This window comes from Microbacterium sp. NPDC090225, assembly GCF_044772365.1.
In the GTDB taxonomy this organism is placed as follows: domain Bacteria; phylum Actinomycetota; class Actinomycetes; order Actinomycetales; family Microbacteriaceae; genus Microbacterium.
This window is the reverse complement of the sequence record NZ_JBIVYS010000002.1, coordinates 315575-336204: the sequence shown is the minus strand read 5'-3', so window position 1 is coordinate 336204 and position 20630 is coordinate 315575. Positions and strand designations below refer to the sequence as shown.

The window sequence follows — 20630 nt, the reverse complement described above, 5'->3', positions numbered from 1 at the left end:
TTTGGGTCACTGAGCCTGTCGAAGTGTCAGAGCATGCAGGAGACGCACTCGGTCATGTCGGTGCCCTCGAGCGCCATCTGACGCAGACGGATGTAGTAGATCGTCTTGATGCCCTTGCGCCATGCGTAGATCTGCGCCTTGTTGATGTCGCGCGTCGTGGCGGTGTCCTTGAAGAACAGCGTCAGCGACAGGCCCTGGTCGACGTGCTGCGTCGCCGCGGCGTACGTGTCGATGACCTTCTCGTAGCCGATCTCGTACGCGTCCTGGTAGTACTCGAGGTTGTCGTTCGTCATGAACGCCGCCGGGTAGTAGACGCGACCGAGCTTGCCTTCCTTGCGGATCTCGATCTTCGACGCGATCGGGTGGATCGACGACGTCGAGTTGTTGATGTACGAGATCGAGCCGGTCGGCGGCACCGCCTGCAGGTTCTGGTTGTAGATGCCGTGCTCCTGGATGGACGCCTTCAGCGCCACCCAGTCGGCCTGCGTCGGGATGTGCTTGCCCGCGAAGAGCTCCTTGACCTTCTCGGTCGCCGGCACCCACTCCTGGTCGATGTACTTGTCGAAGAACGCGCCCGAGGCGTACGTCGAGTCCTCGAAGCCGTCGAACGCCTGCTTGCGCTCGATCGCGAGGTTGTTCGAGGCGCGCAGCGCGTGGAACAGCACCGTATAGAAGTAGATGTTCGTGAAGTCGATGCCCTCTTCGGAGCCGTAGTAGACGTGCTCGCGAGCGAGGTAGCCGTGCAGGTTCATCTGGCCGAGGCCGATGGCGTGCGAGCGGTCGTTGCCGTCTTCGATCGAACGGACCGAGCGGATGTGGCTCTGGTCGCTCACCGCGCTGAGCGCACGGATCGCCGTCTCGACGGTCTGACCGAGGTCGTCGGCATCCATCGACAGCGCGATGTTCATCGAGCCGAGGTTGCAGGAGATGTCCTTGCCGATCTGGTCGTACGACAGGTCGTCGTTGTACGTGGTCGGCGTGTTCACCTGCAGGATCTCGCTGCAGAGGTTCGACATGTTGATGCGGCCCTTGATCGGGTTGGCCTTGTTCACCGTGTCCTCGAACATGATGTACGGGTAGCCCGACTCGAACTGGATCTCGGCTACGGTCTGGAAGAACTCGCGAGCGTTGATCTTGGTCTTCTTGATGCGCGAGTCGTCGACCATCTCGCGGTACTTCTCGGTGACCGAGATGTCACCGAAGGGCACGCCGTAGACCTTCTCGACGTCGTACGGCGAGAAGAGGTACATGTCCTCGCCGTTCTTGGCGAGCTCGAAAGTGATGTCGGGAACGACGACACCCAGCGAGAGGGTCTTGATGCGGATCTTCTCGTCGGCGTTCTCGCGCTTGGTGTCGAGGAACCGCATGATGTCGGGGTGGTGCGCGTTGAGGTACACCGCACCCGCGCCCTGACGGGCACCGAGCTGGTTGGCGTAGCTGAAGCTGTCTTCGAGCAGCTTCATCACGGGGATGATGCCCGAGGACTGGTTCTCGATCTGCTTGATCGGGGCGCCGGCCTCACGGATGTTCGAGAGCAGCAGCGCCACGCCGCCGCCGCGCTTGGAGAGCTGCAGCGCCGAGTTGATGCCGCGGGCGATCGACTCCATGTTGTCTTCGATGCGCAGCAGGAAGCAGCTGACGAGCTCGCCGCGCTGCGCCTTGCCCGCGTTGAGGAACGTCGGCGTCGCCGGCTGGAAACGGCCGGAGATGATCTCCTCCACCAGGGCGACGGCGAGCTTCTCGTCACCGTCGGCGAGTCCGAGGGCGGTCATGACGACGCGGTCCTCGAAGCGCTCGAGGTAGCGCTTGCCGTCGAACGTCTTGAGCGTGTAGCTCGTGTAGTACTTGAAGGCGCCGAGGAACGTCTCGAAGCGGAACTTCTTGCCGTAAGCGAGGTCGTTGAGCTTCTGGATGAACTCGAGCGAGTACTGCTCGATCACGGCCGGCTCGTAGTACTCCTTCTCGACCAGGTAGTCGAGGCGCTCCTTGAGGGAGTGGAAGAAGACCGTGTTCTGGTTGACGTGCTGCAGGAAGTACTCCCGCGCCGCACGCTTGTCGGCGTCGAACTGGATCTTGCCGTTCGCGTCGTAGAGGTTCAGCATCGCGTTCAGGGCGTGGTAGTCCAGCCCCTCGTACGCCTGGTTCATCTTGAACGCCGCCTGCTGTGTCACGGTCTGCTCGTCAACTGCGCTGCCCACACTCGTTCCAATCCGTCGCTGACGCGATCCACGTCGTCCTGTGTGCCGAAGATTTCTAGCCGATACAAGTGAGGCACGTGGCACTTGCGGCTGATGATGTCGCCGGCGAGGCAGAATGCCTCGCCGAAGTTGGTGTTGCCTGCGGAGATCACTCCGCGGATGTGACGACGGTTGCGCTCGTCGTTGAGGAACCGGATCACCTGCTTGGGCACGGCGCCCCGCTCGACGCCTCGCCCCTCGCCCCCGCCATAGGTCGGGGTGACCAGAACGTAGGGCTCGTCGATGACGAGCTCTCCGTCGTTCCGGTGGAGCGGGATACGTCGGGCGGGAAGGCCCAGTTTCTCGATGAAGCGCGCCGTGTTTCCGGACACGCTCGAGAAGTAGACGAGGAGCGGTGCTGCGGTCGCGATGGCGTTCATGCGTCGATTCGCTCTCTCACCCCGCTGCGCGGCTGCCCGATCAGGCCAGACGGGTCGCGAGCTCGTCGATCTTGTCGGGACGGAAGCCCGACCAGTGGTCCTCGTCGGTGACGACGACCGGCGCCTGCATGTAGCCCAGCGCCTTGACCTGCTCCAGGGCCGTCGGGTCCTCCGACAGGTCGTGGATCTCGTACTCGATGCCCTTGGCATCCAGGGCGCGGTAGGTCGCGTTGCACTGGACGCAGGAAGGCTTGGTGTAGACCGTGATCGACATCTGTTTCCCCTCAGAATCGTTGTGTGGCCGGCAGTCCTCCGCCGGGAGTTCAATACTACATATAGGGACGGACACTCGGAGTGACCACAAGGGGTAGTAGTTACATTCGTGTAGTTTTTCCACCGCTCTCCCCAGATACAACACAGGTTCTCCACCGTTTCTTCCACAGGCGGAGGGGCGGGCGCAGAGCTCCCGAACCGCGAGAAATCGCGGCTGGGAGGCACCTGTGAGAGATCCATCCACAGGTCGCACGCTACGCCGGGCCTCCGACATTCGGATTCCTGTGGAAACTGCTCCTCGGCGTGTCGTCGGCGTGTCGCCGCGACCCCGGCATCAGACCGTCCCGCAGCGTCCGTGGCTGCCGGTACCGTTGTGTGGTGGCGGGATATCAGGACCTTCTTCGCACGCCCGGAGTGGCGCGCATGATCGCGGCTCAGCTGACAGCGCGATTCCCCAACGGCATGTCCTCGCTCGCGATCCTGCTGCACGTCGAGCAGCAGACCGGGTCGTACGGCGCCGCGGGCCTCGTGCTCGCCGCGACGAGCGTCGGACAGGCCGTCGCCGGCCCCGTGACCAGCCGATGGATGGGCGCGTGGGGCATGCGTCGCGTGCTCACCCTCACTCTCTCGGTCTGCGTCGTCGCCGTGCTCTGCCTGGCCCTGCTCCCCCTGAGCCTGCCGGGCTACATGGCGCTCGGACTGATCGCCGGGCTCTCGACACCGCCCGTGCAGTCGGCGGTGCGCACGATCTACCCCAAGCTCGTCAACGCCAAGCAGCTCACTCCTCTCTTCTCCCTCGACGCGTCGCTGCAGGAGATCATCTGGATCCTCGCCCCGGTGGTCATCACGCTGGTCTCGACCCAGGTCGGCACCACGCAGGGTCTGCTCCTCGTGGCGGTGTTCCTCGTCGGCGGCGGCTCGTGGTTCATCCTCTCCCCCGAAGTCGGGCGCGTGCGCATCCCGCGCAGCCGCAGCGCGCTCGGCAAGGTGGTGCTCAAGCCCCCCGTGCTCATGGCCACCATGATCGGCTTCCTCCTCATCGGCGCGTGCTCCGCGGTCGAGGTGGGCGTGGTCGCGACCTTCGAGCACGGCAGCCTCGAGGCAGGGCTCGTGCTCGCGGTCTTCGCGGTGGGCAGCCTCGCGGGCGGCCTGTCGTTCGGGCACATCCCGATCGGACCGTGGGCGATGGCCCGCCGCCTGACGATCGTGACGGTCGGCCTCGCCCTGACGATGGTCTCGCTCAACGTGTTCTGGCTCGGTGGCACGCTCATCCTCGCCGGCATCGGCATCGCCCCGGCCCTCGCGGTGCTGTTCGCGATCACGACCGCGAGCGTCAAGTTCAGCGAGACCGCCGAGGCGTTCGGTTGGGCGGGCACCGGCCAGCTCATCGGCGCCGCGGCCGGCTCCGCGGTGGCCGGCTTCCTCGTCGACGCCACCGACGCCCGCGGCGCCTACTTCGCCGCCGTCCTCTTCGCCGCGCTCGGGCTGATCGTCTCGATCGTCTTCGTCCGCGCCCTCCCCGACCTGCGTCATCGCGACGCGAGCCCCTATCCCGACACCGAACCCCTGGCGGTCACCCCCTCATGAGCACGCTCCCCTCTTCTCCGTCCGCGCCCGAGGTCGTCTGCGTCGGCGAGTCCATGGGTCTCGTCACGGCGCTGGGCGCTCCCCTGGCCGAGACCGAGACCGCCGCCCTCGGCATCGCGGGCGCCGAGGGCAACGTCGCCGTCGGCCTGGTCGCCGCGGGGCATCGGGCCGTCTGGGCATCTCGCCTCGGCGACGACCCGATCGGCGCGCGCATCACCGGCGAGCTCGGGCGGCGCGGGGTCGAGATCTGGGCCGAGAAGGACGCGGATGCTCCCACCGGCGTCATGTTCAAGGACCCGGGCGTCGAGTCCTCGTCGGTCTACTACTACCGCCGAGGGTCGGCCGCTTCTCGCATGGACGCCGGATTCCTCGCCGTCGACCGACTTCGGGGCGTGCGCATCGTGCACACGACGGGCATCACGCCCGCGCTCTCCCCCTCGTGCCGCGCCATGGTCGACGGCCTGTACGCCGACGCCCGCGAGGCGGGGGCCGTCGTCTCCTTCGATGTGAACGATCGCCGGGCGCTGTGGTCGATGACCGACGCGCAGACCACCCTGACCCGCCTGGCCGACGCCGCCGACATCGTCTTCGTGGGTCGTGACGAGGCCGAACGCCTCTGGGGCACCGCGACCGCCGCCGATGTGCGCGCCCATCTGCCGAACTGCGCCCTCCTCGTCGTCAAGGACGGCGACGTCGGCGCGACCGCCTTCGCCGCGGGCGAGGAGCCGGTGTTCGTGCCCGCTCCGCGCGTCGACGTCGTCGAACCCGTCGGAGCCGGCGACGCCTTCGCCGCGGGTTTCCTCGCCGCGACGCTCGATGGCGCGGAACTCGAAGACCGACTCTCCGCCGGGCATGCCGCCGCCGCGCGTGTGCTCCGTACCCACGGAGACCTGCCGCCGCTCGGATGACGGCGATCGACACCCGACGGAGACTCTCTCCCGCCGCGGTTCTAGGCTGAGGGCATGGCCGCACCGCTCACGCTCCCCCGCCTCTCCTGGGGCGATCCGACCGCCGACCGCCACGCGCTCCTCGTGCACGGGCTGGGGTCGTCCGGCGCCCTGATGTGGCGCCTCGGCGAAGCCCTCGCCGAGTCCGGGTGGCACGCGACCGCCGTCGACCTGCGCGGCCACGGCGATGCACCGCGAGCGCTCGACTACTCCGTGACCGCCTACGCCGCGGACCTCGGGATCGTGCGGCCTCCGGGCGATGGCCCGTGGGATGCCGTCATCGGCCACTCGCTCGGCGGCGCCTCCAGCACGGTGGCCACGGCATCCGACCCGGACTGGACCCGCCGACTGATCCTGCTCGATCCCGCGATCTTCGTCGAGGGCCGCGACGCGAAGATCGTGCGCAAGAGCCAGGAGCGCGCCTTCGCGGATCAGCGGATCGAGGTCGTGCAGCAGGAGCATCCGCACTGGCATCCGCAGGATTGGGAGCTGAAGGTCGATGCGGTGCGTCGGGCGAGCGCGTGGGCGGTCGAGCAGACCAGCGTGCAGAACACGCCCTGGGACGTGCGAGCGGATGCCGCGCGCCTCACCGTTCCCACGCACGTCATCGCCTCGGATCCCGAGGTATACAGCCTCTTCACCGGGGAGATCGCGACCGAGGTGCTGAGCGGGAACCCGCTCGTGACGATGTCGATCGTCGACGGGGCCGGGCACTCGTTGCACCGCGACAAGCCGGAGGAATCGATCCGACAGCTCCGGGAGGCTCTGGCATGAGCGCCTTCGACCCGGCTGCCTTCCTGCCCGACGATCTGCTCGAGCGGATCCGCGAGCGCGCACCGATCCACGATCGCGAGAACACGTTCCCCCAGCAGGATCTCGATGAGCTCCGTGCCGCCGGGTACCTCGCCATTCTCGTCCCGGCCGACCGCGGAGGTGCGGGACTCGGGCTCGCCGAGGCGGCGATCCTGCAGCAGCGCCTCGCCACGGCCGCACCGGCGACCGCGCTGGCGATCAACATGCACCTCGTCTGGACGGGTGTCGCGAAGGTGTTCTCGGACCGCGGCGTCCCCGGGCTCGAGTTCGTGCAGGACGGCGCCGTGGCGGGCGAGGTCTTCGCCTTCGGCATCAGCGAGGGAGGCAACGACCTCGTGCTCTTCGGCAGCGACACGGATGCCGTGCCCACCGCCGACGGCGGCTACACGTTCACCGGCACGAAGATCTTCACCTCGCTCGCACCGGTGTGGACGAAGCTCGGGCTGCACGGCCTCGACACGACCAGCGCCGACGCCCCGAAGCTCGTCTTCGCGTTCGTGGAGCGCACGGATGCCGTCGTCACCGGCGACGACTGGGACACCCTCGGCATGCGCGCCACCCAGAGTCGCACCACTCGCCTGACGGGGGCAGTGGCCTCGGCCGAGCACGTCGTGCGGCGCATCGATCCGGGACCGAACCCCGATCCGATCGTGTTCGGCATCTTCAGCGTCTTCGAGGTGCTGCTGGCCTCGGTCTACACCGGCCTCGCCCGCCGCGCACTCGATCTCGCGGTCGAGACGGCCCATCGGCGCCGCTCGAAGAGCACCGGCGCCGTGTACAGCCAGGACCCCGACATCCGCTGGCGGATCGCCGACATGGGTCTCGCCTACGACGCGCTCCCGCCGCAGATCCACGCCCTCGCCCGCGACGTCGACGAGCGCTTCGATCACGGCGCCCGCTGGTTCACACTCCTGTCGGGGCTCAAGCATCGCGCGATCACGACCGCGAAGCAGGTCGTCGACGAGGCGATGCTCGTGGCCGGAGGAGGCTCGTATTTCTCGAGCAACGAACTCTCGCGCCTCTACCGCGACGTCCTCGCCGGGGCCTTCCACCCCTCCGACCCCGAATCCGCCCACGCGACGGCGGCGAGCGCCTGGCTCGGCCCCCGCGAAACCTGACACTTCCTGCCGAATTCGCAGATTGAATGAATGGATCCTGCGAAATCGGTTGAAATGACCGATCTCGGGTGCGAGGATCGCACCATGGTCTCCTCGAAGAAGCAGTCCCCCCTCGATGCCGTCTCCAAGACGATCATCGAGCTGCTCCAGGACGACGGGCGTCGCTCGTACTCCGACATCGGCCGCGTCGTCGGCCTGAGCGAAGCGGCCGTGCGCCAACGCGTCCAGCGACTGACCGAATCCGGGGTCATGCAGATCGTCGCGGTCACCGACCCCATGCAGCTCGGATTCCACCGCCAGGCGATGATCGGCATCCGCGTCTCCGGCGATGCGCGCCGCGTCGCCGAGGCCGTCGCCGAGATCGAGGCGATCGACTACGTCGTCATCACCGTCGGTGCCTTCGACGTGCTCGCCGAGGTCGTCTGCGAGGACGACGAGGACCTGCTTTCCCTGATCAACGACGTCATCCGACCGATCGACGGCGTGCTGTCGACCGAGACCTTCATCTACGCCAAGCTGCAGAAGCAGCTCTACAACTGGGGGACCAGATGAGCACCGCATTCTCACCCGAGGCCGAGGCCGCACTCCAGGCGAAGGCCCGGGACCACCTCTGGATGCACTTCACGCGCCAGTCGACCATGGCCACCTCCGGCGTGCCGATCATCGTCAAGGGCGAGGGCCACCGCATCTGGGACGCGAAGGGCAAGGAGTACTTCGACGGGCTCGCCGGCCTCTTCGTCGTCAACGCCGGTCACGGGCGGCAGCGTCTCGCCGAAGCCGCGGCGAAGCAGGCATCCGAACTCGCGTTCTTCCCGCTGTGGTCGTACGCGCATCCGGCGGCGATCGAACTCGCCGACCGCCTCGCCGACGAGGCACCCGGCGACCTCAACCGCGTCTTCTTCTCGACCGGCGGCGGTGAGGCCGTCGAGACCGCGCTCAAGCTCGCGAAGCACTACTGGAAGCTGCAGGGCAAGCCCACCAAGCACAAGGTGATCTCGCGCTCCGTCGCCTATCACGGCACCCCGCACGGCGCCCTGGCGATCACCGGCATCCCGGCGATGAAGGCGATGTTCGAGCCGGTCGCCCCCGGCGGATTCCGGGTGCCGAACACCAACTTCTACCGGGCGGCCGAGATGGGCGCGCCCGCCGACGACCTCGAGGCCTTCGGCCGCTGGGCCGCCGACCGCATCGAGGAGATGATCCTCTTCGAGGGCGCCGACACCGTGGCCGCGGTGTTCCTCGAGCCGGTGCAGAACTCCGGCGGCTGCTTCCCGCCCCCTCCCGGTTACTTCCAGCGGGTGCGCGAGATCTGCGACCGGCACGACGTGCTGCTCGTCTCGGACGAGGTCATCTGCGCGTTCGGGCGCCTCGGTCACACCTTCGCCTGTACCGGACTCGGCTACGTGCCCGACATGATCACCTGCGCCAAGGGCATGACGAGCGGGTACTCGCCGATCGGCGCGACGATCGTCAGCGACCGCATCTACGAGCCCTTCTCGAAGGGCGACCTGTCGTTCCCGCACGGCTACACGTTCGGCGGTCACCCGGTCTCGGCGGCGGTGGCGCTCGAGAACCTCGCGATCTTCGACGAGGAGGGTCTCAACGCCCGCGTCCGCGAGAACTCGCCGCTCTTCCGCGCTGAGCTCGAGAAGCTGAGCGATCTGCCGATCGTGGGCGATGTGCGCGGCGACGGCTACTTCTTCGGCATCGAGCTGGTGAAGGACAAGGCGACGCGCGAGACCTTCGACGACGCCGAGTCCGAGCGCCTCCTGCGCGGCTTCCTCTCCCCCGCACTGTTCGAGGCCGGTCTCTACTGCCGCGCCGACGACCGCGGCGATCCCGTGATCCAGCTCGCGCCGCCGCTGACCGTGGGCCCGGCCGAGTTCCGCGAGATCGAGCAGATCCTGCGCGACGTGCTGACCCGCGCGCAGACCGTTCTCTGAGCAACCCCTCTCCCCTTCCCTTCACACCCCTCAGGAGCACTGTGGACGTCGTCCGTCATGTCATCAACGGTTCGGAGACCGCCGAGGCGGTCCGCACCGGCCAGATCTTCAACCCCGCGACCGGCGAGGTGGCCCGCGAGGTCGCGTTCGCGTCGACCGCCGAGGTCGACGGCGCGATCGCCGCCGCTGCGGCCGCCGCACCCGCGTGGCGCGAGACGAGCCTGATCAAGCGCGCCGACGTGTTCTTCCGGCTGCGCCAGCTGCTCAAGGAGCGCACGCCCGAGCTCGCGGCGATCGTCACCGCCGAGCACGGCAAGGTGCTCTCGGATGCCGCGGGCGAGGTGTCGCGCGGCATCGAGAACGTCGAATTCGCCGCCGGTCTCGTGCACCTGCTCAAGGGCGAGCGCAGCGAGCAGGTCTCACGCGGCGTCGACGTGCACTCGGTCAAGCAGCCGGTGGGAGTGGTCGCCGCGATCACGCCGTTCAACTTCCCCGTGATGGTGCCGCTGTGGATGGTCGCCTCGGCGATCGCCTGCGGCAACACGGTCGTGCTCAAGCCGAGTGAGAAGGACCCGTCGGCCGCCGTGTGGCTGGCGAAGCTCTTCCAGGAGGCGGGCCTCCCCGACGGCGTGCTCAACGTCGTGCACGGCGACAAGGAAGCCGTCGATGCTCTGCTCGAGTCGCCCACCGTGTCGGCCGTCAGCTTCGTGGGCTCCACCCCGATCGCGCGCTCGATCTACCAGCGCGCCTCGGCCGCGGGCAAGCGCGTGCAGGCCCTCGGCGGCGCGAAGAACCACATGGTCGTGATGCCGGATGCCGACATCGACGCGGCGGCCGATGCCGCGGTCTCCGCCGCCTACGGCTCGGCCGGCGAGCGCTGCATGGCCGTGTCGGTGCTCGTCGCCGTCGGCGACGTCGCCGACGACCTGGTCTCGGCGATCGCCTCCCGCATCGACGGACTCACGATCGGCGACGGAACTGATCCCGCCAGCGAGATGGGACCGCTCATCACGCGCGAGCACCGCGACAAGGTCGCCTCGTACGTCACGGGAGCGGCGGCCGAGGGCGCGACGGTCGTCGTCGACGGCACCGCGCACGAGTTCGATTCGAACGGCTTCTTCCTGGGCGTCAGCCTGATCGACCACGTCACCCCCGGCACGAAGGTGTACGACGACGAGATCTTCGGCCCGGTGCTGTCGGTCGTGCGCGTCGACACCTACGCGGATGCCGTGGCGCTGGTGAACGCCAACGCCTATGGCAACGGCACCGCGATCTTCACGCGGGACGGCGGCACGGCGCGTCAGTACGAGTTCGACATCGAGGTCGGGATGGTCGGGGTCAACGTGCCGATCCCCGTGCCGATCGGTGCGTACTCGTTCGGCGGCTGGAAGGACTCGCTGTTCGGCGACTCGCACATCTACGGCCCCGAGTCGGTGCACTTCTACACCCGGTCGAAGGTCGTCACGACGCGCTGGCCCGACCACACGCCGTCGCAGATCGATCTCGGCTTCCCGAGCAACCACTGATCGAGGAGCACGACCGATGACGAACTTCACCGAACGCCACGGCGCGAGCCACGTCCTGCCCGCGCCGGATGCCGAGGCGCAGGTGCGCGCCGACGATCGCGGGCACGTCTTCCATTCGTGGAGCGCACAGGCCCTGATCGATCCTCTGCCCGTCGCCGCGGGCGAGGGGGCGACGTTCTGGGACTACGCGGGCAACGCCTACCTCGACTTCTCGAGCCAGCTGGTGAACCTCAACCTCGGCCACCAGCATCCGGATCTGGTCGCGGCGATCCAGCAGCAGGCGGGCCGCCTCGCGACCATCCAGCCGTCGATGGCGAACGATGTGCGCGGCGAGCTCGCCCGCCTGATCTCCGAGGTCGCACCCGCGGGCATGCAGAAGGTGTTCTTCACCAACGGCGGCGCCGAGGCCAACGAGTACGCCGTGCGCATGGCACGCCAGTTCACCGGCCGCCGCAAGGTGCTCTCGATGTACCGCAGCTACCACGGGTCGACCTCCACCGCGATCTCTCTCACCGGCGACCCGCGGCGCTGGGCGAACGACGGCGTCGACAACGGCACGGTGCGTTTCTTCGGCCCGTACCTGTACCGGTCGCCCTTCCACTCCGAGACGCCCGAGCAGGAGGCCGAGCGCGCGCTCGCGCACCTCGAGCAGACGATCCAGCTCGAGGGCCCGGCCACGATCGCGGCGGTCATCATCGAGACGGTCGTGGGCACCAACGGCGTGCTCGTGCCCCCGCCCGGGTACCTTCCCGGCGTGCGCGAGCTGTGCGATCGCTACGGCATCGTCTACATCGCGGATGAGGTGATGGTCGGGTTCGGCCGCCTCGGCGAGTGGTTCGGCATCGATGCGTTCGACGCGACGCCCGACCTGATCAGCTTCGCGAAGGGCGTCAACTCCGGCTACGTGCCGCTGGGTGGCGTGGTGATCTCCGATCGCATCTCCGCGGCGTTCGACGAGATGCCGTTCGCGGGCGGACTCACCTACTCCGGGCATCCGCTCGCGTGCGCGGCCGGTGTCGCGACGTTCGAGGTGTTCCGTCGCGACGGCATCCTCGAACGCGTGCGCGATCTGGGCGAGCGCATCGTCGAACCGACCCTGCACCGCTGGACCGAATCCCACCCGAGCGTCGGCGAGGTGCGCGGGCGCGGACTCTTCTGGGCGATCGAGCTGGTGCGCGACCGCGAGACCCGCGAACCGCTCGTGCCGTTCAACGCCTCGGGAGCGGATGCCGCACCGATGGGTGCCTTCGCCGCCGCTGCCAAGAAGGGCGGCGTCTGGCCGTTCGTGCACTTCAACCGTGTGCACGTCGCGCCGCCGCTGATCATCTCGGAGGACGACCTGGTGCGCGGCCTCGCCGTGATCGACGAAGCGCTGCACGTCGCCGACGCGGCTGCGGCGCGCTGAGTCGGCTGCTGCGCGGGTCGCCGATCGGCCCGGGCCTCAGATCAGCCACGGGCCTCAGATCAGGAAGCCGCGCAGCAACGCCTCGGAACCCGCGAGATGGTCGCGCATCGCGGCCTCGGCGACGTCGGGCCGCCCGGCGAGGATCGCCGTGACGATGCGCTCGTGCTGCTCTCCGGAGTGCTGGATGTTGCGCGGCAGGAGGGGGAAGGTGTCGAGCCAGGCGTTGACGTCGGCCCGGTTCTCGGCGACGAGCGCCACGAGCGACGGGATGCCCGCGGCCTCGGCGATCGCCAGGTGCAGCAGCGTGTCGAGTCGGCGGTACTCCTCGGGACCGGCGGGCACGGCCGACTCGTGTCGCGCCCACAGATCCGCCCGCGTCGCGGCATCCAGCGTCCGGCTCGCGGCCGCCCGCACGGCACCGGTCTCGAGCACGCGCCGGAGTCCCAGGACGTCGTCGATCTCGGCGGCGGTCACGGCGCCGGCATCCGAGGGCTCGGGCAGCGGATCCGCGACGAAGGTGCCGCCGTACCTCCCACGCTTCGGCACCAGATAGCCGGTGTCGGCGAGCTCGCGGATGGCCTCGCGCACCGTGTCGCGGCTCACCCCGAAGGATGCCGCGAGCTCACGCTCCGGAGGCAACGACTCCCCCGGAGCGACGACGCCGAGGCGGATGGTCTGCACGAGACGAGCGACCGCGTCCTCGAGGGCGTTCCCGCGGCGCAGCGGGCGGTACACCGCCCGGCGCACCTCGACGAGATCGCCGTCGGAAGGGGGAACGCTCATGATTCTCAGCCTGTCACAGCGACATGATCCCGCTTCACAGCGGAGTGACGTAGGCGTTGGTGATGCCGCCGTCGACGACGAAGGCGCTGGCGGTGATGAACGACGAGTCGTCGGAGGCGAGGAAGGCGACGGCGGCCGCGAGCTCGGACGGCTCCGCGAAGCGCCCCATCGGCACGTGCACGAGGCGCCGCTGCGCGCGCTCGGGGTCCTTCGCGAACAGCTCCTGCAGCAGCGGGGTGTTCACCGGACCGGGGCAGAGCGCGTTGACCCGCACGCCCTGTCGCGCGAACTGCACGCCGAGTTCACGCGACATCGCGAGCACGCCGCCCTTCGACGCGGTGTAGCTGATCTGCGAGGTCGCCGAGCCCAGCAGCGCGACGAACGAGGCGGTGTTGATGATCGACCCGCGGCCCGCGGGCACCATGTGTCGCAGGGCGGCGCGGCTGCACAGGTACACGCTCTTGAGGTTCACGTCCTGCACGCGGTCCCAGGCGGGCAGCTCGGTCGTCTCGATCGAATCGTCGTCGGCGGGCGAGATGCCGGCGTTGTTGAAGGCGATGTCGATGCGCCCGAACTCCGCAGCGACGCCGTCGAACAGCGCGTCGACCTTGGTCTGGTCGGCGACGTCGACCGGACGGAAGGCCCCATTGACCTCGGCGGCCGCCTTCTCGCCCGAGGCGGGATCGACGTCGGCGATGACGACGAACGCCCCCTCGGCGGCGAAGCGCTGGGCGGTGGCGAAGCCGATGCCGCTCGCTCCACCGGTGATGATGGCGACGCGGTCCTTCAGACGCTGTGTCAGATCGATGCTCATGTGTGTTTCTCCGTTGCAGGTGATCGATGGGGTCTGGGTCGCGCTCAGTCGGTCGCGAAGAAGACGTTCTTGGTCTCGGTGAAGTGTTCCGCGGCGTCCGGCCCCAGCTCGCGTCCGAGTCCGGAGGCCTTCATGCCGCCGAAGGGCGTCGCGTAGCGCACCGAGGAGTGCGAGTTCACCGACAGCACGCCGCTCTGCACGCCGCGCGAGACGCGGACGGCGCGGCCGAGGTTCTCGGTCCAGAGGGAACCGGCGAGTCCGTAGGCGGTGTCGTTCGCGAGACGGATCGCGTCGGCCTCGTCGTCGAAGGGCATGACCGCGACGACCGGACCGAACACCTCCTGCTGCGCGATGCGATCGGCGGGGTCGGCCAGCACCACGGCGGGTGCGAACCAGAATCCATCCCCCTCCGGCGCACTCCCCCGGAACGCGATGTCCGTGCCGTCGAGGAAGCCCGCGACCGTGTCGCGGTGACCGGCCGAGATGAGCGGTCCCATGTCGGTGTCTGCGCTCGACGGGTCACCGACCCGCCAGGCCGCGACCGCCGGCTCCAACAGCTCGAGGAATCGGTCGTACACCGAACGCTGCACGAGGAGCCTGCTGCGCGCGCAGCAGTCCTGCCCCGCATTGTCGAACACCGATCCCGGGACGGCCGCGGCGGCCTTCTCGAGATCGGCGTCGGCGAAGACGATGTTGGCGCTCTTGCCGCCGAGTTCGAGCGTGACCGGCTTGAGCGCCCGCGCGCAGCCGGCCGCGACCTCGATGCCGACCTCGGTCGACCCGGTGAAGACCACCTTGCGGACGTCCGGATGCTCGACGAGACGCTGCCCCACCACGGAACCCGACCCGGTCACGACCTCGAAGAGCCCCTCGGGAAGGCCCGCTTCGCGAGCGAGCTCGCCCAGGCGGATCGCCGTGAGCGGCGTCAGCTCGGCGGGCTTCAGCACCACGGCGTTACCCGCGGCGAGCGCCGGCGCGAAGGCCCACGCGGCGATCGTCATCGGGAAGTTCCACGGGACGATCACCCCGACCACGCCGTACGGATCGTGGAAGGTGACATCGAGCCCGCCCGCCACCGGGATCTGGCGACCGGAGAGTCGCTCGGGGTCGGCGGAGTAGTAGTTGAGCACCTGGGCGACATGACCCGCCTCCCAACGGGCGGAGCCGATCGGATGCCCGGAGTTGAGCACCTCCAGCTGCGCCAGCTCCTCGGCGGCCCCCTCGACGGCGCGCGCGAACGCCCGCAGCGCATCGGCGCGGGCGACGGGGGCGAGCGCCGCCCACCGGCGCTGCGCGGACACGGCGCGCGCGATCGCGGCATCCGTCTCTCCGACATCGGCGCGGGCGATCTCGCGGATCGCCGCGCCCGTCGACGGGTTGATGACCGTGAACGCGCTCATCGTGCGTCCTCCTTCCGCCGCGCGGCGAACGCGCGGGCCTGTGTGACGAGATCGGCGAAGAGACGCCGGTCCTCGGCGTTCTCCTCGGGGTGCCATTGCACGCCGACGACGTGGGCGCCTGCCATATCGACGAAGGCCTGCACGAGACCGTCGTCGGAGTGCGCGGCGGCGACGAGCCCGTCGCCCAACCGGGCGACCCCCTGGTGGTGGTAGCTGTGCACGCGCATGTCGGTCTCGCCGAGGATCCCGGCGAGCGCCGTATCGACCTCGACCTCGACGGCGTTCTCGGCGAACACGCCGCCGCCGATCCGGTACCTCTCGGTGCCGAGCGATTCTGGCAGGTGCTGCTGCAGCGTGCCTCCACGCGCGACGTTCACGAGCTGCAGACCCCGGCAGATCGCGAGCACCGGGATGCCGCGGCGCTCGGCCGCGCGGAACAGCGCGAGTTCCCACGCGTCGCGATCGACCCGGGCGGGATCGGTCAGCGGATGCCGTTGCTCACCGTAGAGTTCGGGGGCGACGTCCGCGCCGCCCGAGAGCACGAGACCGTCCATTCCCGCGATGGCCGCATCCGCGGCATCCGGATCCTGCGGCGGTAGCAGCAGAGCGATGCCGCCGGACGACGTCACGCTCGTGAGGTACTGCTCGGGCAGGAACGCCGCTCGCACGTCCCACACCCCCTGCTGCGCGCGCTCCAGGTAGGTCGTGATGCCGATCAGCGGCGCGGGGTCAGAGGCGCTCGAAGCCACGGATGCGCTCCCAGTCGGTGACGGCCGCGTCGTAGGCCTCGACCTCGATGCGCGCCTGGTTCAGATAGTGCTCGACCACGTCGTCGCCGAACGCCGCCCGCGCGATCGTCGATTCGCGGAAGAGCTGTGCGGCTTCGCGCAGCGTCGTGGGCAGGTGGTCGACGCCCGCCTCGTAGGCGTTGCCGGTGAAGCGTTCCGGCAGCGGCAGCTCGTTCTCGATGCCGTACAGCCCGCCGGCGATGATCGCCGCGATGCCGAGGTAGGGGTTCACGTCTCCGCCCGGTACCCGGTTCTCGACGCGCAGACCCGAGCCGGATCCGACGACGCGCAGGGCGCAGGTGCGGTTGTCGATGCCCCACGCGACCCCCGTCGGGGCGAAGCTGCCCTTCGCGAAGCGCTTGTAGGAATTGATGTTCGGGGCGAACAGCAGGGTGAACTCGCGCAGCGTCGCCAGGATGCCGGCGATCCAGTGCTCCATCACGGGGCTGAATCCGTGCTCGCCGTCACCGGCCATCACCGGAGCGCCCGAGTGATCTCGCAGGGACAGATGGATGTGACAGCTGTTGCCCTCGCGCTCGTTGAACTTCGCCATGAAGGTGAGCGACTGGCCGTGCTGCTGGGCGATCTCCTTCGCGCCGTTCTTGTAGATGGCGTGCTGATCGGCGGTCTCGCGCACCTCGGCGTAGCGGAACGCGATCTCCTGCTGGCCGAGGTTGCACTCGCCCTTGACGCCCTCGCAGTACAGGCCTGCACCGTCCATGCCGTTGCGGATGTCGCGCAGAAGCGGTTCCATGCGGGTCGACGCGAGCAGGTTGTAGTCGACGTTGTAGTCGGTCGCGGGGGTGAGCCCCTCGTACTTGCGTGCCCACGCTTCGCGGTAGGTGTCCTCGAACACGATGAATTCGAGTTCCGTGCCCGAGTACGCGGTCCAGCCGCGTTCGGCGAGGCGGTCGCGCTGACGGTCGAGGATGGCCCGGGGCGAGGGGCCGACGGGCTCGCCGTTCTGCCAGACGAGGTCGGCCATCACGAGCGCCGTCCCCTCGAGCCAGGGGATTTTGCGGAGCGTCTCGGCGTCGGGTCGCAGCACCATGTCTCCATAGCCGCGATCCCATCCCGACATCGCGTAGCCGTCGACGGTGTTCATGTCGACATCGACCGACAGCAGGTAGTCGCAGGCTTCGGCGCCGTGCGACAGGATGTCCTCCTGGAACAGGCGGGCCGAGACGCGCTTGCCGACCAGGCGCCCCTGCGCATCGGCGAAGGCCACGATCACGGTGTCGATCTCGCCGGCGGCGATGCCGGCGTCCAGCTGTTCGATGCTCAGGTTTCCCGACATCTGACGCTCCGTTCTCCTGCGGTGAAGCGATCGGCCGACCGGCTTCGCCCTCAGAGTAGATCACCTCGACGTTTAAAGGTAGACGAAACCACCATTGACTGTCACAATCGTCCGCAAGGTGCACCCGGCGCCTGCATGCGAGTGAGCGGAGAACGTATGTCTGGGCAGAGCAATGAATCCCGCAAGGTCGCCGGAGCGACCTATACACGTGCCGGGAGTGAGTATTTCGAGAAGCGCACGCTGAAGAGATCGGCCGGCGTCTGGGGCCTCTGGGGCCTCGCGGTCGCCGCCGTCATCTCGGGCGACTTCTCGGGCTGGAACTTCGGTATCGACTTCGCGGGCTTCGGTGGGATGCTCATCGCGTTCGTCATTCTCGTGGCGATGTACTACGGCATGATCTTCGCGATCGGCGAGATGGCGGCCGCGATGCCGCACACCGGCGGCGCCTATTCCTTCGCCCGCTCGGCCATGGGCCCGTGGGGCGGTCTCGTCACCGGAGCCGCCGAGACGATCGAGTACGTCGCGACCACGGCGGTGATCGTCTACTTCTCGGCATCGTATGCCAATGGGATCACGAGCGAACTGCTCGGTCTCGAGCTCCCCGGATGGGTCTGGTACCTCATCCTGTACGTCGTCTTCATCGCGTTGAACTCCGCGGGAGCGGCGATCTCGTTCCGCTTCGCGATCGTCGTGTCGGTGATCTCGATCGGCATCATCCTCGTCTTCTCCCTCATGGCGCTGTTCTCCGGTGCGTTCTCGTGGGATGCCCTGTGGGACATCGTCCCCGATGAGGGCCAGTCGGCCTTCCTCCCCCACGGCGTCCTGCCGATCCTGTTCGCGCTCCCGTTCGCGATGTGGTTCTTCCTCGGCATCGAAGAGCTGCCGCTCGCGGCCGAGGAGTCGCACAACCCCACCCGTGACATCCCGAAGGCCGGGTTCTGGGCTCGCGGCACGCTCATCGTCACCGGCCTCCTGGTGCTGTTCCTCAACACCGGCGTCATCGGCGCCGAGGCGACCGGCACCGCAGGAGAGCCCCTGCTCGACGGCTTCCGCGCGATCGTGGGCGACCAGCTCGCCGCCGTGCTCGCGCTGTTCGCGCTGATCGGTCTGCTCGCCTCCCTGCAGGGCATCATGTTCGCCTACGGCCGCAACATGTACTCGCTGTCGCGCGCCGGGTACTACCCGCGCTTCCTCTCGCTGACGGGCAAGCGCCAGACGCCGTGGGTAGCCCTCACGGTCGGCGCCGCGATCGGCTTCGTCGCCCTGATCGTGCTCGACGTGCTCACCGCGGTCGACTCCGAGGGCGCGGGCACCGTGGCCGGGGCGATCGTGCTGAACATCGCGGTCTGGGGCGCCGTCGTCGCCTACGGGCTGCAGCTCGTGTCGTTCATCATCCTGCGCAAGAAGTTCCCGAACGTCGATCGCCCGTACGTCAGCCCCTGGGGAATCCCCGGCGCCGTCATCGCGCTCGTCATCGCGGCGCTCATCTTCGTCGGCTTCCTGCTCAACCCGACCTTCGGCCCGGCGATCATCGCGATCGCGATCGTGTACGCGGTCATCCTGCTCGGATTCGGGCTGTTCTTCCGGCACCGCCTCGTGCTCTCCCCCGAAGAGGAGTACGCGCTCTCGGGCGGCTCGCACGGAGACCCGCAGGCCGAGGGCTACGACGCGATGGAGGGCGAGGTCTTCGACGGCAAGCCGTGAGCGGTGGGGAGCGCTACTTCGAATCGAAGTCGAACGCCTTGAGCAGCTCGGCGACGGCCTGGTCGCGCTCCTCCCCGCCCGCCTCGAACATGTGCGTCACATGGGTGCGCAGGTGATTCTCGAGCAGCAACCGGTTGAGGGACTCGAGCGACTTCTGGATCGCGCGGGACTGCGTGATGATGTCCATGCAGTAGTCCTCGCTCTCGATCATCCGGGCGACCCCGCGGAGCTGCCCCTCGAGGATGGCGGTGCGGTGCAGGGCGCGCTTCTTGATGTCTTCGATCACGCATCGAGGTTACCCCGGGTCACGGCGTCGGGTCCGTGAAAGGATGCCTTCATGCCGCGCACACCGATGGCGATGCTCTCGCCCGCCGATCAGGTCCGTCTCCGCGCGCTGCGCCGTATGAAGGCGGTCGCCCTGGGGGCACTGATCTTCATGGCCGTCGTGTTCGTGTTCGCCTTCGCGTTCCAGGAGCGGATGAGCTGGCTCGGGTACGTGCGCGCCGCGGCCGAGGGCGGAATGGTGGGTGCCCTCGCCGACTGGTTCGCGGTGACCGCGCTCTTCCGCCGCCCGCTGGGCCTTCCCATCCCGCACACCGCGATCATCCCGAGCCGCAAGGACGAGATCGGCCGCAGCCTGGGTGAGTTCGTCGAGACGAACTTCCTCGAGGCGAGCGTGGTGCGCACGAAGCTGTCGTCGACCGCGATCGCGCAGCGTGCGGGCGAGTGGCTGCGAGAGACGCCGCACGCCGAGCGGGTCGGCGCCGAGGGCGCCACGATCGCCACCGCGATCCTCAACGGCCTCAGCGACGACGACGTGCGCGACCTCATCTCCGACCTCGCGCGCGAGCATCTCGTCTCCCCCGAGTGGGGTCCGCCCGCAGGCGCCTGGCTCGAGAAGATCGTCGAGGCCGACGCCCACCATGGTGCGGTCGACCTCGCCGCCGACAGCATCGGGCGCTGGCTCGAGGCGAACGCCGAGTCGTTCTCGGGACTCGTCTCCCGTCGCCTGCCCTCGTGGGTGCCGCGCCTCGCACACCGCTTCGTCGACGACACCGTCTACAACGAGGCCGTGAAGTTCGTGCAGGCCGTGCAGGCCGACCCCCGGCATCCGGCCCGTCTGGCGATCGACGGTTACCTCGGACGCCTCGCCGACAGTCTGCAGAACGACCCGACCACCCGCGCGAAGCTCGAGAACGCGAAGGCGTCGCTGTTCGACAGCCCCCGCGTCGGCGCGCTGGCCGCCGAGGCGTGGAACACCGCGAAGAACGGTCTGCTCACGGCCCTCGCCGACCCCGAGAGCGGGCTGCGCCGCCGGGCCGTGCAGGCTCTGCAGGAGGTGGGCAAGCGCCTGACGACGGATGCCGCGCTCCAGCGTCGCGTCGACACCTGGGTGTCGGATGCCGCGGTCTTCCTCGTCGACCGCTACCGCCACGACATCGCCTCGATCATCACCGACACCGTCGAACGCTGGGACCCGGCCGAGACGACCGAGAAGATCGAACTCATGGTCGGCCGCGACCTGCAGTACATCCGCCTGAACGGCACGTTCGTCGGTGCTCTCGCCGGCCTCGCCATCTTCTCGATCGCCCACGCCCTGATCCCCGGAGTCTGA

At 68.6% G+C, this 20630-nt stretch carries 19 protein-coding genes; 10 read left to right on the top strand and 9 right to left on the bottom strand.

Annotated elements, in window-relative coordinates; genetic code table 11:
- Window positions 1-26: 26 nt before the first annotated feature.
- From nrdE to nrdH, 3 genes are read right to left on the bottom strand one after another with little or no spacing between them, the layout of a single operon-like run.
- Window positions 27-2147, bottom strand: coding sequence for a class 1b ribonucleoside-diphosphate reductase subunit alpha (nrdE, locus tag ACIQTT_RS15565; RefSeq protein ID WP_247625269.1), 2121 nt, complete (start codon window positions 2145-2147; stop codon window positions 27-29).
- A gap of 20 nt (window positions 2148-2167) precedes the next feature.
- Window positions 2168-2617, bottom strand: a complete 450-nt coding sequence (gene nrdI, locus ACIQTT_RS15560) for a class Ib ribonucleoside-diphosphate reductase assembly flavoprotein NrdI (protein WP_247624937.1) — start codon at window positions 2615-2617, stop codon at window positions 2168-2170.
- A gap of 40 nt (window positions 2618-2657) precedes the next feature.
- Complete coding sequence (nrdH, locus tag ACIQTT_RS15555; RefSeq protein ID WP_247624938.1) at window positions 2658-2891, bottom strand: glutaredoxin-like protein NrdH; 234 nt, start codon at window positions 2889-2891, stop codon at window positions 2658-2660.
- A gap of 377 nt (window positions 2892-3268) precedes the next feature.
- On the opposite strand from nrdH, the gene ACIQTT_RS15550 reads away from it, so the two are divergent.
- The 8 genes from ACIQTT_RS15550 to ACIQTT_RS15515 all read left to right on the top strand — a co-directional run bounded on the left by ACIQTT_RS15550 (window position 3269) and on the right by ACIQTT_RS15515 (window position 12229).
- Window positions 3269-4477 (top strand): MFS transporter, encoded by a 1209-nt coding sequence (locus ACIQTT_RS15550; RefSeq protein WP_402792048.1) that lies wholly within the window; start codon window positions 3269-3271, stop codon window positions 4475-4477.
- Window positions 4474-5385: a sugar kinase gene (locus ACIQTT_RS15545; RefSeq protein WP_402792045.1), complete on the top strand. Its 912-nt coding sequence runs from the start codon at window positions 4474-4476 to the stop codon at window positions 5383-5385. The genes ACIQTT_RS15550 and ACIQTT_RS15545 overlap by 4 nt, the downstream gene beginning before the upstream one ends.
- 54 nt (window positions 5386-5439) lie before the next feature.
- Window positions 5440-6198, top strand: coding sequence for an alpha/beta fold hydrolase (locus tag ACIQTT_RS15540; RefSeq protein ID WP_402792042.1), 759 nt, complete (start codon window positions 5440-5442; stop codon window positions 6196-6198).
- Window positions 6195-7355 carry an acyl-CoA dehydrogenase family protein gene (locus ACIQTT_RS15535; RefSeq protein ID WP_402792039.1) on the top strand — a complete coding sequence of 387 codons (1161 nt, stop codon included), beginning with the start codon at window positions 6195-6197 and terminating at the stop codon, window positions 7353-7355. The genes ACIQTT_RS15540 and ACIQTT_RS15535 overlap by 4 nt, the downstream gene beginning before the upstream one ends.
- Before the next feature lie 84 nt (window positions 7356-7439).
- Window positions 7440-7907, top strand: a complete 468-nt coding sequence (locus ACIQTT_RS15530; RefSeq protein WP_247624943.1) for an Lrp/AsnC family transcriptional regulator — start codon at window positions 7440-7442, stop codon at window positions 7905-7907.
- Window positions 7904-9298: an aspartate aminotransferase family protein gene (locus ACIQTT_RS15525; RefSeq protein ID WP_402792035.1), complete on the top strand. Its 1395-nt coding sequence runs from the start codon at window positions 7904-7906 to the stop codon at window positions 9296-9298. The genes ACIQTT_RS15530 and ACIQTT_RS15525 overlap by 4 nt, the downstream gene beginning before the upstream one ends.
- 41 nt (window positions 9299-9339) lie before the next feature.
- On the top strand, window positions 9340-10824 hold the full coding sequence (locus tag ACIQTT_RS15520) for a CoA-acylating methylmalonate-semialdehyde dehydrogenase (protein ID WP_402792033.1): 1485 nt from the start codon (window positions 9340-9342) through the stop codon (window positions 10822-10824).
- A gap of 16 nt (window positions 10825-10840) precedes the next feature.
- Window positions 10841-12229 (top strand): aspartate aminotransferase family protein, encoded by a 1389-nt coding sequence (locus tag ACIQTT_RS15515; protein ID WP_402792031.1) that lies wholly within the window; start codon window positions 10841-10843, stop codon window positions 12227-12229.
- A gap of 54 nt (window positions 12230-12283) precedes the next feature.
- Here ACIQTT_RS15515 and ACIQTT_RS15510 read toward each other — a convergent pair whose 3' ends face one another.
- From ACIQTT_RS15510 to ACIQTT_RS15490, 5 genes are read right to left on the bottom strand one after another with little or no spacing between them, the layout of a single operon-like run.
- Window positions 12284-13012, bottom strand: a complete 729-nt coding sequence (locus tag ACIQTT_RS15510; protein WP_402792028.1) for a FadR/GntR family transcriptional regulator — start codon at window positions 13010-13012, stop codon at window positions 12284-12286.
- A 34-nt stretch (window positions 13013-13046) separates the two neighbouring features.
- On the bottom strand, window positions 13047-13826 hold the full coding sequence (locus ACIQTT_RS15505) for a 3-oxoacyl-ACP reductase (protein WP_402792025.1): 780 nt from the start codon (window positions 13824-13826) through the stop codon (window positions 13047-13049).
- A gap of 44 nt (window positions 13827-13870) precedes the next feature.
- On the bottom strand, window positions 13871-15226 hold the full coding sequence (locus tag ACIQTT_RS15500; protein ID WP_402792022.1) for an aldehyde dehydrogenase family protein: 1356 nt from the start codon (window positions 15224-15226) through the stop codon (window positions 13871-13873).
- On the bottom strand, window positions 15223-15975 hold the full coding sequence (locus ACIQTT_RS15495; protein WP_402792019.1) for a gamma-glutamyl-gamma-aminobutyrate hydrolase family protein: 753 nt from the start codon (window positions 15973-15975) through the stop codon (window positions 15223-15225). Before ACIQTT_RS15495 ends, ACIQTT_RS15500 begins: the two co-directional genes overlap by 4 nt.
- A complete protein-coding gene (locus ACIQTT_RS15490; protein ID WP_402792016.1) occupies window positions 15956-17311 on the bottom strand; it encodes a glutamine synthetase family protein in 1356 nt (451 codons plus the stop codon). Before ACIQTT_RS15490 ends, ACIQTT_RS15495 begins: the two co-directional genes overlap by 20 nt.
- Before the next feature lie 156 nt (window positions 17312-17467).
- Here ACIQTT_RS15490 and ACIQTT_RS15485 point away from each other — a divergent pair, with 156 nt between their 5' ends.
- Window positions 17468-19015 carry an amino acid permease gene (locus ACIQTT_RS15485; protein ID WP_402792013.1) on the top strand — a complete coding sequence of 516 codons (1548 nt, stop codon included), beginning with the start codon at window positions 17468-17470 and terminating at the stop codon, window positions 19013-19015.
- A 13-nt stretch (window positions 19016-19028) separates the two neighbouring features.
- Here the strand turns inward: ACIQTT_RS15485 and ACIQTT_RS15480 are convergent, their stop codons facing one another.
- Window positions 19029-19301 (bottom strand): metal-sensitive transcriptional regulator, encoded by a 273-nt coding sequence (locus ACIQTT_RS15480; RefSeq protein ID WP_247624953.1) that lies wholly within the window; start codon window positions 19299-19301, stop codon window positions 19029-19031.
- Window positions 19302-19352: 51 nt separating this feature from the next.
- On the opposite strand from ACIQTT_RS15480, the gene ACIQTT_RS15475 reads away from it, so the two are divergent.
- Window positions 19353-20630 carry a DUF445 domain-containing protein gene (locus tag ACIQTT_RS15475; RefSeq protein WP_402792009.1) on the top strand — a complete coding sequence of 426 codons (1278 nt, stop codon included), beginning with the start codon at window positions 19353-19355 and terminating at the stop codon, window positions 20628-20630.

Coding starts and splice junctions, on each gene's coding strand:
- nrdE (WP_247625269.1), bottom strand. CDS start 2,147: ATGAACCAGGCGTACGAGGGGCTGGACTACCACGCCCTGAACGCGATG.
- nrdI (WP_247624937.1), bottom strand. CDS start 2,617: ATGAACGCCATCGCGACCGCAGCACCGCTCCTCGTCTACTTCTCGAGC.
- nrdH (WP_247624938.1), bottom strand. CDS start 2,891: ATGTCGATCACGGTCTACACCAAGCCTTCCTGCGTCCAGTGCAACGCG.
- ACIQTT_RS15545 (WP_402792045.1), top strand. CDS start 4,474: ATGAGCACGCTCCCCTCTTCTCCGTCCGCGCCCGAGGTCGTCTGCGTC.
- ACIQTT_RS15540 (WP_402792042.1), top strand. CDS start 5,440: ATGGCCGCACCGCTCACGCTCCCCCGCCTCTCCTGGGGCGATCCGACC.
- ACIQTT_RS15535 (WP_402792039.1), top strand. CDS start 6,195: ATGAGCGCCTTCGACCCGGCTGCCTTCCTGCCCGACGATCTGCTCGAG.
- ACIQTT_RS15530 (WP_247624943.1), top strand. CDS start 7,440: ATGGTCTCCTCGAAGAAGCAGTCCCCCCTCGATGCCGTCTCCAAGACG.
- ACIQTT_RS15525 (WP_402792035.1), top strand. CDS start 7,904: ATGAGCACCGCATTCTCACCCGAGGCCGAGGCCGCACTCCAGGCGAAG.
- ACIQTT_RS15515 (WP_402792031.1), top strand. CDS start 10,841: ATGACGAACTTCACCGAACGCCACGGCGCGAGCCACGTCCTGCCCGCG.
- ACIQTT_RS15510 (WP_402792028.1), bottom strand. CDS start 13,012: ATGAGCGTTCCCCCTTCCGACGGCGATCTCGTCGAGGTGCGCCGGGCG.
- ACIQTT_RS15505 (WP_402792025.1), bottom strand. CDS start 13,826: ATGAGCATCGATCTGACACAGCGTCTGAAGGACCGCGTCGCCATCATC.
- ACIQTT_RS15500 (WP_402792022.1), bottom strand. CDS start 15,226: ATGAGCGCGTTCACGGTCATCAACCCGTCGACGGGCGCGGCGATCCGC.
- ACIQTT_RS15490 (WP_402792016.1), bottom strand. CDS start 17,311: ATGTCGGGAAACCTGAGCATCGAACAGCTGGACGCCGGCATCGCCGCC.
- ACIQTT_RS15485 (WP_402792013.1), top strand. CDS start 17,468: ATGTCTGGGCAGAGCAATGAATCCCGCAAGGTCGCCGGAGCGACCTAT.
- ACIQTT_RS15475 (WP_402792009.1), top strand. CDS start 19,353: ATGCCGCGCACACCGATGGCGATGCTCTCGCCCGCCGATCAGGTCCGT.